We start from the raw sequence: 14,710 nt of genomic DNA, 5'->3' as shown, positions 1-14,710 counted from the left end.
AGGCTCACCTCCGTGGTTGTTCAGGAAAACCGTTGTGTCTAAACAAAACCGTGCTACCCACTCGTCACCGCTGCCAGCAGGCATTGTGGAGCTGTCGGTACATCGACCCCCTCACATTACCCACGCCACGCCCGATTTTCTGGCGGAAGAAGTTCCCGTCGCCCTGGTGTACAACGGCATCTCGCACGTTGTGATGATGGCGTCGCCAAAAGATCTTGAACTGTTCGCCATCGGGTTTTCGCTCTCGGAAGGCATCATTGCGCATCCGCAGGACATTTACGGCATGGATGTGGTTCAGGCCTGCAACGGTCTGGAAGTGCAGATCGAACTCTCCAGTCGTCGCTTTATGGGGCTGAAGGAGCGTCGTCGCGCGTTGGCCGGGCGAACAGGGTGCGGCGTCTGTGGCGTTGAGCAACTGAACGATATCGGCAAACCTGTCGCGCCGCTGCCCTTTACGCAGACCTTCAATCTGGCCAACCTCGACCACGCGCTTGCCCACCTCAACGACGTGCAGCCCATCGGTCAGTTGAGCGGCTGTACGCATGCGGCGGCATGGGTTCTGCCATCAGGCGAGATCGCCGGTGGGCATGAAGACGTGGGACGTCACGTGGCACTGGATAAACTGATGGGGCGTCGGGCGCGGGAGAGCGATCTCTGGCAGCACGGCGCAGCGCTGGTTTCCAGCCGCGCCAGCTACGAGATGGTGCAAAAGTCTGCAATGTGCGGCGTCGAAATCCTGTTTGCGGTATCGGCGGCGACGACGCTGGCGGTAGAGGTGGCAGAGCGTTGTAACCTGACGCTGGTCGGCTTCTGCAAACCGGGAAGGGCTACCGTTTACACGCATCCTCAGCGTTTAATTGTTGATCAGTAATTTTGAATAATAATAGCAAATCCTTCCGCTTTTAGTTGTCGGTTATGAGGTCTAGTATTTATCTCATCAAGGCACGGTGCCTTACCAAAACAACTTAACGAAAGGGTTTATATCATGAAAAGCATCAAAACTTTTGTCGCTGTAATCGCTCTGGCTGCTTCATTCGGTTCTTTCGCTGCTCAGACTGTCACCGCTTCCGCCTCCACGCTGGATGGCGCAGAAGCGAAAATCGCTGCTCAGGCTCAGGAAGCGGGCGCGTCCTCTTACAAAATTACTCAGGCATTCTCTGGTAACCGCGTACATATGACCGCGGAACTGAACAAATAAGTTGTGTTGCCACTGTCCCTTGCTCTTCGGAGCGGGGACAGGTGTAAACATAAAGCCATCCTGCTTCTCGCTTGCAAAGGCGATACTTCCCCCCCTCTTCTCAATTGTTATTCCTGTTTAACGCTTATCGTTAAATAACCCTCTTAAATAATTTGTCTGATAAGACTGTCGATAACATAATTCCCTTCAATGCTTTTAAGCCGCTGGCGCTATTTACATTCATATTCCAAATAATTGATCTTAATAGTTAAGGAATTCCTCAGGTCTAAATCCTAAAGATGGGTCAGACAATTGATAGCGGTTATTGATGCTGGTATTTTCCGGCAATTAATATTGCTTATCGATACCCTCGGCCAAATGTTGGCATTTGGCTTTCTTTTGTATTTCACCTTAATAAGGAAATTGAATGAACGCATTGATCAAAAAAGGAATGCTGGTTACAGCGTTAGCCATGTCGGTTAATACAGCTATGGCTGCACAAAGCATTGATATTAAAGTAACAGGTAAAATCCTTCCATCCTCATGCACTCCAGCCTTCCCAAGCGGTGGCGGTGTGGCTGACTTTGGTACCATGAAGGTTGCCTCACTCAACTCGACCAGCATGACCCCGCTGACGGAAATGAAAGAAATTCCTGTTGCCATTACCTGTGAAGAAGCCACGCGTGTTGCTGTGAAGTTTACCGATTCGCGTGATGACTCTTCACCCACTGAAAAAGTCGTAATGGGTAATGGCTTTACCGGTTCGCCATCTACTGTGTTTGGTCTGGGAATGTATAACGATAAAAAAATTGGTGCCTATGCATTAGCGTTATTCCGTACTCAAGGTGCAAACACTAACAGTAATGGGGACCCGCTTTATCCATTGGCGAGTATAGATGGTGGAAAAGGCTGGGTTGTTAGAGGCGCCGACTATATGCAAATTTACAGTGACAATTCTGAAATTTATGCCTTTGCTTCAGATAAAACGAGTGGCGCGCCTTCTGCAGAAAGCAAGATCAACTTTAAGGTTGCTGTGAGCGCCACAATCAACCCAACCAACGATTTAAACGTCACGGATGAAGTGACGCTGGACGGTTTAACCAACGTTGAGCTGGTTTACCTCTGATTATCACAGTGCTGATAATTCACTGCTCCTCTGATTAGGGGAGCAGTTTCCATCAATATTAACGGACTAATATTATGATTCTCTCTAAAAAAACGTTGCTCTGCGTTTGCCTGCTTTCGTCGTTGCAGACATTTGCCGCCGGTATGGTGCCAGATACTTCCCTGCTGTTGATTAACGAAGACGAGCGGGGAGCGAGCATGGATGTGAAAAATAGCGACGATACCGCCCAGCTTCTTTATACCCGTATTGTCGATTTACCGGATGATCCCACACCCGGTGTTATTGTTACTCAACCGGTGGTGCGTGTAAATGCCGGTAAAACGCAGCGTGTCCGCTTTGTCTTAAAAGACAGCGCGGAAAAATTAAAAACAGAACACTTAAAACGCGTCATTTTTTCCACTATTCCGCAACGAGAGCAGAATAAAGTGAAAATGGTGTTCAGCCAGAATCTCCCGGTCATTATTCACCCGGCGGGTCTCGACGTGAATATGGAGCCGTGGAAAGATCTGCGCTGGCAGATTAAAAATGGCAACCTGACGGTGGTAAACGATACGCCTTATGTGGTGCGTATGGAGCAAAACGCCACATTATTACCGTCACGAATTAAGGTCAAATTTGACAAAAGCTATATTCTTCCCGGCCAGACGATGATAGCGACGTCAGAAAACAAAATATCCGGGCAGAATAACAAGGTAGAAATATATCCTGCTACCCGCTTTGGCTATAAAGCCAGTTCTTACGTTGCTGAAGTAAAATAATAATACCCGACGGAGTGGCCATGAAAATTTCCCCCTGTAAAACAGGTGCGCTGGCATTTTGCCTGAGCGCGGTGGCATTCGGAATTCGTGCAGAAATTCTGCCAACGGCAGTGCCCGCTATGGAGCTGGCAAGAGCGTTTTTCGATACCCAGGCGTTAAAAGAGAATGGCCTCGATCCGGCTATTGCTGACTATTATGCCGTCGCCCCGCGATTCATGCCGGGTTACCATAATGTCACCGTGCTTATTAACGGCAAAAAGCGCGGCATTATGCCCGTGAAATTTAATGATGAAGGTCTTCCGTGTATTGATGGGGAATTTCTGGACGCCGTCGGGTTATATAAAAAACTCAAGCGTGAAACGTGCCCTTCAATTCACCAGTACTGGAAAAACGCAACGGTCGTCACTTCTCCAGACGTAGACGAAATTTCACTGGTTGTTCCGCCGGAGGCCATTAACCCGGAAAGTGGCCGCCAGGTGGCTGACGTGCGTGGCGGACGCGCGGCTATGCTGAACTACTCCATGTTTGGCACCCATTACGACTTTGATGATGATAAGTCCGATCGTTTTCAGTCTTCGTTTGAATTTGGCTTTAACGCAGGCGACTGGATTGTGCGCAGTTCGCAGTTTATCAGCGACGGCAGCGACATGTCGTTCGAGAGCGACTCGCTCTACACCTACGCACAACGCACCTTTACCGACTACGGCGTGATGGTGCAGGGCGGGCAAATTAACATCGCCAACAGCCGCTTCAGTATCCCCGGGATCTATGGCGTACAGATGATGCCGGATAACGCTCTCCTGCCGGGCTACAGCAGCGGTATTGAGGTAAGCGGTATTGCCCGCAACGCCCAGGCGCGCGTGGACATTCGCCAGGGTGGACAGCTGATCTTCTCCACGCTGGTGCCAGCCGGGCCGTTCACCTTAAGCGATGTGCCGGTTGCTAACCTGAACACGGATTTAAAGGTCACGGTGACAGAAACCGACGGCAGCGAAAGCCATTTTACGGTTTCCGCCAGCACCTTCCGTAGCAACCACGTGGGCCGCGCGCCGGGGTTTTCACTGGCCGTCGGGCGTGCAGAGGACATGGAGACAAACTTTACGCAGCCGTGGATTGTCGCCGCATCAAACGGCTGGTCCATTAATAACCGGATGAACTTTCTCGCCGGCATGGTGATGGCAGATAACCACTATTACGGTTTCTCCGCCAACATTGACACCGTGCCGATGCAGCATATGTATGCCTCGCTGGGTTTTCTCGGCTCCATTGATAACCTCTCGCAAACCGACGGTAACAAAACCACGCTGGATCTCGGCTACGCCTTACCGTGGGGGCTCGGCCTGTCCCTTGGCGGGAGCTACGGTACGCCGAAGTATCGTGAAATGCAGGAGTTATACAGCGATGACGATGACTACTCGACCACGAAATACGACACCAACGTTGGCGTGAGCTGGTCGAACCCGACGCTGGGCCGTTTCTCTCTGAGCTATTACAACAACCAGACCTGGAACAGCGAATACGACAGCCGCCGCATCATTTCGTCATGGTCGCGGTCGTTCCGCTATTTTAACGTCAGCGTAAACTGGGAATCAGACATCAGCCACGGTGATAAGTACACCAGCGACAGCGATATGTTTTATGTGAACGTCTCTGTGCCGCTGGGCCGCACCGGCGTGTCCACCAACAGCTGGTACCGTGAAAACGAGGGCAAAGCCTCTTACGGGACCCGCGCCATGGGGTCATTTAACGATGAAAACACCTACACGGTGGGCGTCTCTCAGGATCACGATGACAGCGTAACCAACTGGGATGGTTCGCTGAACAGTAACCTGCACTACACCACGCTCGCGTTGGGGATTGGCGGTGACAATGAAAGTAACCGTAACTCCTCGATCGCGCTGAGCGGCGGCATTGTCGCGCACGGTGATGGCGTCACCTTCTCACCTTATCCGGTAACAGATACCTATGCGGTAGTGGCGCTGGACAAGCCCGTTGCCGGGGTGGCGATAGGTACCCCGCGCGGTAATGTCTGGACGGACAAATGGGGCAGAGCGGTTGTGCCCGCCCTGACACCGTTCAGCGAAAGTACGGTTGAAATAGATACCCAAAGCCTGCCGGGCAATGTGGACGTCAGCAACGGTCATGCGTCGCTGAAGGCCTCCCACGGAGCATTTGCTCACTGGAAGTTCACCACGCTGAGCCAGCGCCGCGTGCTGCTGAACATTACGCGCGCGGACGGTACGCCGTTACCGAAAGGCGTCTCTGTCGTGAACGGGAAAGGGGAGTACATCACCTCTGCACCGGAAGACGGCATCATTTTCCTAAATGATATTTCCGCCAGCCAGACGCTGTATGCGAAGCAGGATACTGGCCGTTGCACGCTGAGTTTCACCTTGCCGGAAGCGGATCCCACTCAATTCTACGAGGAGATAAACGGAAAATGTCTCTGATTATTCATCGCACGTGCTTACTGCTGCTGGCCTGCGTCGCCCTCAGCCATGCTCCCTTCGTCCTGGCAGAAGAAGAGTGTCAGGTGGTTTCGTCAGTAAAGAGTATCAATAATGGTCTGCTACGTCGGGAGGCGATGCGCGAGGTCAGCACGGATATTGCCGGAAAAACGTACCGGGGTTATGCCTCGTCAGAACGTGAGATCCAGGTGTCGGTGATCTGCCCGGACGCGCGCAAGATCCGTCTGCAGGTGGACGGCCCGGCCCGTGGAAATAAAGCGTATCGCTTTAGCGACAACGGGGTGCTGAAAATCACGGCGAAAGAGGCCCGCATGGATAATGGTGCCGTGCAGCTGGCGGCCGTGCCGCGCGGCGCGGCGCAGGTCACCGCGGGTGCAGCGGAGGTTACGCTGCCACCGGATACGTCGCTTGTGGCGGTGAACGGCAGCGAGGTGGCGGGAAAACAGCTGGTCGTTACGCTCTCGGTGGTCACTTATCTCAACGATAACGCGTTCAGGACCGGCAACACGGCGGAACTCGAAGAAATGCTGACGGTGAATTACGTTACCCTCGCGGCGCAGTAAACGCCGCCTTGCCCGACGGACGCGTGCTGTCGGGCTTTTTTATGCCATGCCCGCCAGACGCAGCAGCGCCGTAACGACCGCCGCCACCACGATCACCACAATTAACGGCATTTTTCGCCAGGCCAGAAACACCGCAAACGCCACGCCCAGCACCCGCGCCATCCCGGCGAAATGTTCCCCTTCATAGAAGGTGGTCGCCAGCGCCACGGAAAACAGCAACACCGTTGCCGCATCCGACAGCAGCGCCTGAGATCGCTCGGACAGCGCCAGTCGGCTACCCAGTTTCGCCCCGCCAAGACGCATCAGATAGGTCCCTGCTGACAGAATGGCGATACCGAGGATAAAGAGGGTCATGTTTTCCATTATTTTTTCCTCGCGGCGAGACCGAGTAAAGAGAGCAGTACCGGTAAGCCCACCGGAGCGAACGGTACGGCGGCCAGCGACAGGGCGGCGCCGCTGCAGGCGCGGATAAGCGTGGTGCGGTTTTTAAACGCCGGAACCACTAAGGCCAGCAAAATGGCCGGAAATACCGCGTCCAGCCCGATGGTTTCCGGGGCCGGCAACAGTTTTCCGACCATGGCACCCAGCAGGGTACCCAGCGGCCAGAGAATGGCAACGCCCAGGCCGCACAGCCAGTAGGCCGTTTTGCGCTGCTCCGGGGTTTTTTGCGACAGCCCAAACACCACGCTTTCGTCGTTCATGATGTGGCAGCCCAAAAAGCTTAAACCGCGTTTACCCACCAGCTCGCGCACCGTAACGCCAAACGGCACATGGCGGGCGTTCACCAGCAGCCCGGCCGCGGCCGCCGCCAGTGGGTTACCCCCGCTCGCCACGATACCGATAAACATAAACTCCGAGGCCCCCGCCAGCACGGTAATAGACAGTACAAACGGTACCCATAGCGGGAAACCGTAGGCCATCGCCAGCGAGCCGTATGACATCCCCACCACGCCAACGGCGAGGCAAACGAGGATAATTGCTTTGATGGTGTCGCCTTTCAGGCAAGAGAGAGAACGTTTCATACAATTTTAGCCATATCGAACGTGTATCCATTATAATGAACGGATCAGATTCGGTTTACAAGATGAACGAATCGTTCGATTTATAGAACAAGAGGCCGTTTATGACGCAGCCAATCAGCGTGATCGCCAAAAGTCTGGTGCGAGAACGCCTGCGAACCGGACTTTCACTGGCGGAAATTGCCCGCCGTGCCGGTATCGCCAAATCCACACTTTCGCAGCTGGAGTCCGGCAATGGCAATCCCAGCCTTGAGACGCTGTGGTCGCTATGTGTGGCGCTGGATATTCCCTTTGCACGGTTGCTGGAGCCGCAGCAGCCGACCACGCAGGTGATCCGCCGCGGTGAAGGCACAAAAGTGGTCGCCGGGCAGGCCAATTACGAAGCCATTCTGCTGGCGGCATGCCCCCCGGGCGCACGGCGCGATGTCTACCTGCTCATCACCCAGCCAGGTGCCGATCGTATTTCCCAGCCCCATTCACCGGGGTCGGTTGAGCATATTATTGTGACCCAGGGCCGGGCGCTGGTCGGTCTGCTTGATGCCGCGGAGGTGCTGGAGGCAGGGGATTACATTTGCTATCCCGCCGACGAGCCGCATATCTTCAAGGCCCTGGAGCCAGACACCTACGCGCTACTGGTGGCGGAACAAAATTAACCAGGAAACGGAAACGCATGTCGCTTAAAGCTATCGCCAAAGAACTGGGGCTTTCGGTTACCACCGTCAGTCGTGCCCTCAACGGATATGACGACGTCTCCAGCGAGACGCGCGCCCGCGTGGAAGCGGAAGCCCAGCGACGCGGCTATCGGCCCAATACCTTTGCCCGTCGTCTGAAGATGGGCAAGATCGACGCGGTGGGGCTGGTTTTCCCGGTACATCCTGTTCCGCTCAATAATAGCGTATTTATGGACATGGTCGGCGAAATTAGCCACGAACTGGCGCGACATGAAATCGATCTCCTGCTGATTGCCGATGACGATCTGGCCGATAAACACAGCTATATGCGCATGGTGCAAAGCCGTCGCGTGGATGCGCTGATTGTGGCGCACACGCTGGATCACGATCCGCGCCTGGAGCAGCTTCAGGCTGCCGGATTCCCCTTTCTGGCTCTCGGACGCAGTCAGCTGCCGCAGCCCTACGCGTGGTTTGATTTTGACAACTACGCCGGTACGTATCAGGCCACCCGCTGGCTGATCGAAAAAGGCCATCAGCGTATTGCTTTGCTCGGCGAAAGTAACAACCAGGCGTTCATCACCCAGCGTCGCCAGGGGTATCTGGATGCGCTGCGTGAAGCCGGGCTGTCCAGCGAGTGGCTGCGCGCCATGCCGCCTTCCCGCCGGGTCGGCTACGCCACAACAAAAGAGCTGCTCTCTCTGCCGCAACCCCCCACGGCCATCATCACCGACTGCAACACCCACGGCGACGGTGCGGCAATGGCGCTGGCACAGCTTGGCCGTCTAACCGGCGAGAATGCCGTATCGCTGGTGGTCTACGACGGTTTGCCCCAGGACAGCATCGTCGATATCGACGTGGCGGCGGTGATCCAGTCTACCCGTCAGGGCGTCGGGAAGCAGATTGCCGATATGGTGCGCCAGTTGATTAATGGCGACGACATCGACACTCTTCAGGTGCTCTGGCAGCCGGAATTCTCCCCAGGCCAGACGGCGTAAACCACGCAAAATTCCAAACCCGATCACAGATCCGAAACGTTTTGGTTTGTATCCGAAACGTTTCGGATCAACACTCAGGACATCCCGATGACTGGAGATGTCTGATGCAAGATTCCCTATTTCGACTCGTAAGCAACACGGTGGACGTGGTGATAAAAACGCACCCGTTTGCCGAAATTCTCTACTGGGGGCCGCACCTTCAGCACTTTTGGCCGCAGGATGCCGCTACGCTCGAACGCCCGGTGGCTAACGGCAGGCTCGATGTGGATTCCCCGGTTACGCTGATGGCTGAACCTGGATACGGCCTGTTTGGTTCACCTGGCATTGAGGGGCACCGGCAGGGGCTGGATGGTTCCCCGGTTTTCAGCACCACCGACGTGCAGCAGCAGGGACAAACCCTGACGATAACGGCAGAAGATGAACACGCGGGCCTGCGCCTGACCAGCGTGCTGGCGCTGGACGCCAGCGGCGTGCTGGTCGTGCGGCACGGCGTAACCAACCTGAAATCGCAGGCGTGGCAGGTGGACCGTTTTGCCGTCACGCTGCCCGTGGCGGAGCGCGCCTGGGAGGTGATGGCGTTTCATGGCCGCTGGATCCGTGAATTCCAGCCGCACCGCGTCATGCTGGAGCATGACAGCTTTGTGATTGAGAACCGCCGGGGTAGAACGTCTCACGAACACTTCCCGGCGCTCATTTCAGGCACGCCGTCGTTCAGCGAAATGCACGGCGATGTCTGGGGTGTGCATCTGGGCTGGAGCGGCAACCATCGCCTTCGCGCTGAAGCCAAAACCGATGGCCGTCGCTATCTGCAAGCGGAAGCGCTCTACCTGCCAGGAGAGATGGCGCTGGAAGAGGGACAAACGCTCTGGACGCCACGCCTTTATGCGAGCTACTCCGCGCACGGGCTGAACGGGATGAGCCAGCAGTTTCACCGCTACCTGCGCGACAACATCATCCGTTTCCCGGAAAACAAACCGCGTCCGGTCCATCTCAACACCTGGGAGGGGATCTACTTCAACCATGATCCGAACTACATCATGCGTATGGCTGACGAGGCGGCCGCGCTGGGTGTGGAACGCTTTATCATCGACGACGGCTGGTTTAAAGGGCGCAACGACGACCATGCTGCGCTGGGCGACTGGTATCTGGATGAGAATAAATACCCGAACGGCCTGCGGCCAGTGATCGACCATGTCAAAAACCTCGGCATGGAGTTCGGCATCTGGATTGAACCGGAGATGATCAACCCGGATTCCGATCTCTACCGCGCGCACCCCGACTGGGTTCTGGCGTTGCCGGGTTACGCGCAGGCGACCGGACGACATCAGCTGGTGCTCAACCTGAACATTCCGCAAGCGTTTGATTACCTGGTGGAGCGCATGAGCTGGCTGCTGGGCGAGCATGCGGTTGATTATGTGAAATGGGATATGAACCGCGAGCTGGTGCAGCCTGGCCATAACGGCAGAGCCGCCGCCGACGCGCAGACCCGCCAGTTTTATCGACTTTTAGATGTGCTGGGCGAGCGTTTCCCGCATATTGAATTTGAATCCTGCTCCTCCGGTGGCGGACGAATCGATTACGAGGTGCTGACTCGCAGCCATCGCTTCTGGGCGTCCGACAACAACGACGCGCTGGAGCGCAACGCTATTCAGCGCGGCATGAGCTACTTCTTCCCGCCGGAGGTGATGGGCGCGCATATCGGTCATCATAAATGCCACGCGACGTTCCGCCAGCACAGCATTGCCTTCCGCGGCCTGACGGCGCTGTTTGGCCATATGGGGCTGGAGCTGGATCCGCTCACCGTCGATGAGAAAGAGCGCGAAGGTTATCGCCATTACGCTGCGCTGCACAAGCAGTGGCGCGAGGTGATCCACCACGGCACCCAATGGCGCGTGGATATGCCGGACGCCACCACGCTGGCGCAGGGGATCGTGAGCGAAGATAAGTCGCAGGGGCTGTTTATCGTCAGCCAGCTCGCGATGCCGGATTATACCCTGATGATGCCGCTGCGCATGCCGGGGCTGGAGGCCAGCGCGCAGTACCGTATCTCGCTGCTCGATCACCCGAATATTCAGATTACGGGAGAGGGCGGGCACACCATGCGCAAGCTGCCGGCATGGATGGAGACACCGCAAACGGTGAACGGTGAGTGGCTGATGCAGGCGGGTATTGCGCTGCCGATTCTCGATCCGGAAACCGCCATTCTGATTGGTGTGGAACGCGTGTAAGGGTGACGGGCCGGGAAACTGGCCCTCCGTTGAGGATAAAAATAATGAACACAACAACCTGTACCCACAAAGACAACCCTAACTTCTGGATCTTCGGGCTGTTCTTCTTTCTCTACTTCTTCATCATGGCCACCTGCTTTCCGTTCCTGCCTATCTGGCTGTCGGACATCATCGGCCTGAACAAAACCCATACCGGCATTGTTTTCTCCTGCATTTCGCTGTCGGCTATCGCCTTCCAGCCGGTGCTGGGGGTGATTTCGGACAAGCTGGGGCTGAAAAAGCATCTGCTGTGGATTATCTCTGTACTGCTGTTTCTGTTCGCGCCTTTCTTCCTGTACGTCTTCGCGCCGCTGCTGAAAACCAACATCTGGCTGGGTGCGCTGAGCGGCGGGCTGTATATCGGCTTTGTTTTCTCGGCCGGGTCCGGGGCGATTGAGGCCTATATCGAACGCGTGAGCCGCAACAGCGCCTTTGAATATGGCAAGGCGCGCATGTTCGGCTGCCTTGGCTGGGGGCTGTGCGCCTCAACGGGGGGCATCCTGTTTGGTATCGATCCGTCATACGTTTTCTGGATGGGATCGGCGGCGGCGCTGTTGCTGATGCTGCTGCTGGTGGTCGCAAAGCCGAAGCCCAATCAGACGGTACAGGTGATGAATGCCCTGGGGGCCAACCTGCCGCAGATCACCGCGAAAACGGTCTTTAACCTGTTCCGTCAGCGCAGAATGTGGATGTTTATTCTGTACGTGATTGGCGTGGCCTGCGTCTATGACGTTTTTGATCAGCAGTTCGCCACCTTCTTCAAAACCTTCTTCGCCACGCCGCAGGAGGGCACTCGCGCCTTTGGTTTCGCGACGACGGCGGGGGAGATCTGTAACGCCATCATCATGTTCTGCTCGCCGTGGATCATTAACCGTATTGGGGCGAAAAATACGCTGCTGATCGCCGGGTTGATTATGGCGACGCGCATCATCGGCTCGTCGTTTGCCACCACCGCCGTGGAGGTCATCGCCCTGAAAATGCTGCACGCCCTGGAAGTCCCGTTCCTGCTGGTGGGGGCATTCAAGTACATCACCGGCGTGTTTGATACGCGACTCTCGGCCACTATCTATCTGATTGGCTTCCAGTTTGCCAAACAGTCAGCGGCCATTTTCCTCTCCGCCTTTGCCGGAAATATGTATGACCGGATCGGCTTCCAGGAGACGTATCTGATGCTGGGCTGCTTCGTGCTGGCAATTACGGTGGTGTCGGCGTTTACGCTGAGCAGCAGGCAGGAGATAGCCGCTGCCGCGGGCGCGGCAGCGTTAACCAGTCAGTCCAGATAAAACACCTCTTCCAGCCCGGTACTCACCGGGCTATTGTCCGGGTTCGACGGCATTACATCACGCATGTGTTTCCACCAGCGCTGGCAGACGTCGGTATTCGCGACCGCGTTCCAGCGCTCCTCCGATTCAATCTCTACGGTGGCAAACAGCAGGTTACGTTCCCGGTCGAGATAAATGGCGTAGTGGTGCGCGCCGTGGTCCTTCAGCACCGCTTCCAGTTCGGGCCAGATGGGGTTGTGGCGACGCGCGTACTCCTCGTGCGCGTCCGGGTTTACCTGCATCACAAAGGCTTTGCGGATCATAATGCCTCCAGATACAGCTCGCGCACCTCGTCGCGGCTGGCGGTGCGCGGGTTGCATGGCGCGCACGGGTCGGCGAGGGCTTTATCCAGCCAGCCTTCGATATCGGCTTTGGTGACACCAAGCTGGCTGAAGCCGGACGGAATGCCGACGCGGGCGCTCAGGTCGCGAATCGCCTGAATCGCTGACAGACTGGCCGCTTCGTCGCTCATGCCGCGCGTGTCGACGCCCATCGCCTGCGCCACGCGAGCAAACCGTGCTACGGCGTTCGGGCGGTTAAAGTTTTCAACGATCGGCAGCAGGATGGCGTTACACACGCCGTGCGGCAGATTGTGCGTCGCGCCCGGCTGGTGCGCCAGGGCATGCACGAGGCCGAGGCCAGCACTGTTAAACGCCATGCCCGCCAGATACTGACCAAACGCCATCTGCTCGCGTGCTTCCAGGTTATGACCGTCGTCGACCGCTTTGGGCAGCCAGAAGTTTATCAGGCGAATCGCCTCCAGCGCGTTGGCATCGGTCAGCGGGTGCGCGCCAACGGACACATAGGCTTCAATGGCGTGCGTTAACGCATCCATTCCCGTTGCGGCAGTGACGGACGCAGGAATATCCAGCATCACGCTGGCATCATCCACGGCGATATCCGGAATGATGTTCGGGTCGATGATCACCTCTTTCACCTGACGCGCGGAGTCAATAATCACCGCGTTGCTGGTCATCTCCGCCGCCGTGCCTGCGGTGGTGTTGATCGCCACCAGCGGCACGCCCGGGTTTTTCACCTTGCCGACGCCGGAATAATCGGTGGACGGACCCGGATTGGCGGTGAGGATTTTAATCGCTTTGGCGGTATCAATCGGGCTGCCGCCGCCGAAGGCGATAAGATAATCACATTCCGCGTCCCGGTATGCTGCATAGCCTTTTTGCACCAGCGCCTCCGTTGGGTTGGGAAAGACTCCGTCAAACAGCTGATATGACATCTGGTGCGCATCCAGCGCGGTAAACAGACTGTCCAGCAGGCCCAGTTTCACCAGCTGGCCGTCGGTGACAATCAGCGCTTTGCCCCACCGTTTGTTCGCCACCAGCCTGACCATGTCGCCAATAGCGCCCGCGCCGTGCAGGCTGATTTTTGGCAGTGCCAACATAAAGCTCATGATAATTCTCCTTAACTATCGCCCGGACCGTTCGGTCAGCGAGGGTTTATGCATATATTTCCAGCGCTGAACGGAGCGGGGTTACGCCGAAGCGCTTGCCGAGCGCAATAAGTTCTTCGCGGGTAATGGTTTGCTTCATACCGCCCATGGAATAAACCTTTACCAGCACTTCAGCGGATTTCTCGGCGGTGTCGATCAGGCCGAAGGTTTCATCAAGCGTCGGGCCGCTGCCGAAGACGCCGTGGAACGGCCACAGCACCAGCGAATGTTTTTGCATATCTTTGGCGGTTGCCTGGCCGATTTCGTCGGTGCCCGGTACCATCCACGGCAGAATGCCGACCCCGTCCGGGAAGACCACCAGACACTCGGTGCTGCCTTCCCACAGCTTGCGGGTGATGAAGTCAGAGCTGTTTTCCAGCACGTAGGTCAGGGCGATCAGGTTGGTGGCGTGGCAGTGCATGATCACGCGGTCTTTGCCGTCAGTCGCCTTAATGCGCTCGCAGTGCGAGAGGAAGTGCGCCGGCAGTTCAGAGGTGGGTACCGCCTCATCGGTCAGGCCCCACAGGATGTGGTAGCCCGCGCCGTCGCTGTCCACTTTCACCACGCCAAGGTTGGCCTCTGGATCGAGCTGGACGTTACGGAAGAACTTGCCGGAACCGGTGACGATAAACGGCGTATTGGCGAGCAGCGGCATGGGCTGGCTCAGGGCAATATAGCGCGGCTTCTGGTGGAAATCGGCGGTGTAGGGTTCGATATCTGCGTCGTCCAGGCGCAGCGTCAGGTTGCCGCCGTTACGCTCGTCCCAGCCCTTCAGCCAGGCATCGGAGGTGGCTTTGATCATGCCCTGGACGAACCAGGAGGTGGTGATGGTCTGCATAGTTTTCTTTTCCAGTTATCGCGGTGAGGTGAAATCCCTCACCCCAGCCCTCTCCCACA

At 56.5% G+C, this 14,710-nt stretch carries 15 protein-coding genes; 10 read left to right on the top strand and 5 right to left on the bottom strand.

All coding sequences use genetic code 11. The features are described from left to right. The first annotated feature begins 34 nt into the window (after positions 1 to 34). The 6 genes from fdhD to ACOTZF_RS17300 all read left to right on the top strand — a co-directional run bounded on the left by fdhD (position 35) and on the right by ACOTZF_RS17300 (position 6,092). On the top strand, positions 35 to 871 hold the full coding sequence (fdhD, locus tag ACOTZF_RS17325) for a formate dehydrogenase accessory sulfurtransferase FdhD (RefSeq protein ID WP_029882350.1): 837 nt from the start codon (positions 35 to 37) through the stop codon (positions 869 to 871). 114 nt (positions 872 to 985) lie between these two features. After that, positions 986 to 1,198 carry a DUF1471 domain-containing protein gene (locus ACOTZF_RS17320; protein ID WP_013099352.1) on the top strand — a complete coding sequence of 71 codons (213 nt, stop codon included), beginning with the start codon at positions 986 to 988 and terminating at the stop codon, positions 1,196 to 1,198. Positions 1,199 to 1,604: 406 nt separating this feature from the next. After that, the gene (locus ACOTZF_RS17315) at positions 1,605 to 2,303 is read left to right on the top strand and encodes a DUF1120 domain-containing protein (RefSeq protein ID WP_013099351.1); all 699 of its coding nucleotides are present in this window, start codon (positions 1,605 to 1,607) and stop codon (positions 2,301 to 2,303) included. A gap of 74 nt (positions 2,304 to 2,377) precedes the next feature. Beyond that, on the top strand, positions 2,378 to 3,061 hold the full coding sequence (locus ACOTZF_RS17310; protein ID WP_029882347.1) for a fimbria/pilus chaperone family protein: 684 nt from the start codon (positions 2,378 to 2,380) through the stop codon (positions 3,059 to 3,061). Between the two features lie 20 nt (positions 3,062 to 3,081). Next, the gene (locus tag ACOTZF_RS17305; RefSeq protein WP_129252934.1) at positions 3,082 to 5,511 is read left to right on the top strand and encodes a fimbrial biogenesis outer membrane usher protein; all 2,430 of its coding nucleotides are present in this window, start codon (positions 3,082 to 3,084) and stop codon (positions 5,509 to 5,511) included. Continuing rightward, positions 5,502 to 6,092 (top strand): hypothetical protein, encoded by a 591-nt coding sequence (locus tag ACOTZF_RS17300; protein WP_045901596.1) that lies wholly within the window; start codon positions 5,502 to 5,504, stop codon positions 6,090 to 6,092. Before ACOTZF_RS17305 ends, ACOTZF_RS17300 begins: the two co-directional genes overlap by 10 nt. Before the next feature lie 39 nt (positions 6,093 to 6,131). Here ACOTZF_RS17300 and ACOTZF_RS17295 read toward each other — a convergent pair whose 3' ends face one another. After that, positions 6,132 to 6,455, bottom strand: coding sequence for an AzlD domain-containing protein (locus ACOTZF_RS17295; protein WP_058660924.1), 324 nt, complete (start codon positions 6,453 to 6,455; stop codon positions 6,132 to 6,134). Continuing rightward, entirely contained in the window at positions 6,455 to 7,114 is a 660-nt protein-coding gene (locus ACOTZF_RS17290) for an AzlC family ABC transporter permease (protein WP_013099346.1), read from the bottom strand. The genes ACOTZF_RS17295 and ACOTZF_RS17290 overlap by 1 nt, the downstream gene beginning before the upstream one ends. Before the next feature lie 101 nt (positions 7,115 to 7,215). On the opposite strand from ACOTZF_RS17290, the gene ACOTZF_RS17285 reads away from it, so the two are divergent. The 4 genes from ACOTZF_RS17285 (at position 7,216) to ACOTZF_RS17270 (ending at position 12,327) form a co-directional block, all read left to right on the top strand. Continuing rightward, entirely contained in the window at positions 7,216 to 7,764 is a 549-nt protein-coding gene (locus tag ACOTZF_RS17285) for a helix-turn-helix domain-containing protein (protein WP_013099345.1), read from the top strand. Continuing rightward, complete coding sequence (locus ACOTZF_RS17280) at positions 7,683 to 8,777, top strand: LacI family DNA-binding transcriptional regulator (protein WP_257625402.1); 1,095 nt, start codon at positions 7,683 to 7,685, stop codon at positions 8,775 to 8,777. The genes ACOTZF_RS17285 and ACOTZF_RS17280 overlap by 82 nt, the downstream gene beginning before the upstream one ends. A 104-nt stretch (positions 8,778 to 8,881) precedes the next feature. After that, positions 8,882 to 11,005: an alpha-galactosidase gene (locus tag ACOTZF_RS17275; protein WP_129252936.1), complete on the top strand. Its 2,124-nt coding sequence runs from the start codon at positions 8,882 to 8,884 to the stop codon at positions 11,003 to 11,005. A 44-nt stretch (positions 11,006 to 11,049) separates the two neighbouring features. Next, complete coding sequence (locus ACOTZF_RS17270; protein WP_129252938.1) at positions 11,050 to 12,327, top strand: MFS transporter; 1,278 nt, start codon at positions 11,050 to 11,052, stop codon at positions 12,325 to 12,327. On the opposite strand, the gene rhaM is transcribed toward ACOTZF_RS17270, so the two are convergent. From rhaM to rhaD, 3 genes are read right to left on the bottom strand one after another with little or no spacing between them, the layout of a single operon-like run. Continuing rightward, positions 12,315 to 12,629, bottom strand: a complete 315-nt coding sequence (gene rhaM, locus ACOTZF_RS17265) for an L-rhamnose mutarotase (protein ID WP_013099341.1) — start codon at positions 12,627 to 12,629, stop codon at positions 12,315 to 12,317. The two genes, ACOTZF_RS17270 and rhaM, sit on opposite strands and share 13 nt — an antisense overlap. Then, on the bottom strand, positions 12,626 to 13,774 hold the full coding sequence (gene fucO, locus ACOTZF_RS17260; RefSeq protein ID WP_095908398.1) for a lactaldehyde reductase: 1,149 nt from the start codon (positions 13,772 to 13,774) through the stop codon (positions 12,626 to 12,628). The genes rhaM and fucO overlap by 4 nt, the downstream gene beginning before the upstream one ends. A 46-nt stretch (positions 13,775 to 13,820) precedes the next feature. Then, positions 13,821 to 14,651 (bottom strand): rhamnulose-1-phosphate aldolase, encoded by an 831-nt coding sequence (gene rhaD, locus ACOTZF_RS17255; protein WP_129252940.1) that lies wholly within the window; start codon positions 14,649 to 14,651, stop codon positions 13,821 to 13,823. Positions 14,652 to 14,710: the final 59 nt, after the last annotated feature.

The organism is Enterobacter cloacae complex sp. SHL021 (assembly GCF_049237765.1).
GTDB lineage: Bacteria > Pseudomonadota > Gammaproteobacteria > Enterobacterales > Enterobacteriaceae > Enterobacter > Enterobacter cloacae.
The sequence above is the reverse complement of the archived record's forward strand: the minus strand, read 5'-3'. Positions and strand labels throughout refer to the sequence as shown.

Coding starts and splice junctions, on each gene's coding strand:
- ACOTZF_RS17320 (WP_013099352.1), top strand. CDS start 986: ATGAAAAGCATCAAAACTTTTGTCGCTGTAATCGCTCTGGCTGCTTCA.
- ACOTZF_RS17315 (WP_013099351.1), top strand. CDS start 1,605: ATGAACGCATTGATCAAAAAAGGAATGCTGGTTACAGCGTTAGCCATG.
- ACOTZF_RS17310 (WP_029882347.1), top strand. CDS start 2,378: ATGATTCTCTCTAAAAAAACGTTGCTCTGCGTTTGCCTGCTTTCGTCG.
- ACOTZF_RS17305 (WP_129252934.1), top strand. CDS start 3,082: ATGAAAATTTCCCCCTGTAAAACAGGTGCGCTGGCATTTTGCCTGAGC.
- ACOTZF_RS17300 (WP_045901596.1), top strand. CDS start 5,502: ATGTCTCTGATTATTCATCGCACGTGCTTACTGCTGCTGGCCTGCGTC.
- ACOTZF_RS17295 (WP_058660924.1), bottom strand. CDS start 6,455: ATGGAAAACATGACCCTCTTTATCCTCGGTATCGCCATTCTGTCAGCA.
- ACOTZF_RS17290 (WP_013099346.1), bottom strand. CDS start 7,114: ATGAAACGTTCTCTCTCTTGCCTGAAAGGCGACACCATCAAAGCAATT.
- ACOTZF_RS17285 (WP_013099345.1), top strand. CDS start 7,216: ATGACGCAGCCAATCAGCGTGATCGCCAAAAGTCTGGTGCGAGAACGC.
- ACOTZF_RS17275 (WP_129252936.1), top strand. CDS start 8,882: ATGCAAGATTCCCTATTTCGACTCGTAAGCAACACGGTGGACGTGGTG.
- ACOTZF_RS17270 (WP_129252938.1), top strand. CDS start 11,050: ATGAACACAACAACCTGTACCCACAAAGACAACCCTAACTTCTGGATC.
- rhaM (WP_013099341.1), bottom strand. CDS start 12,629: ATGATCCGCAAAGCCTTTGTGATGCAGGTAAACCCGGACGCGCACGAG.
- fucO (WP_095908398.1), bottom strand. CDS start 13,774: ATGAGCTTTATGTTGGCACTGCCAAAAATCAGCCTGCACGGCGCGGGC.
- rhaD (WP_129252940.1), bottom strand. CDS start 14,651: ATGCAGACCATCACCACCTCCTGGTTCGTCCAGGGCATGATCAAAGCC.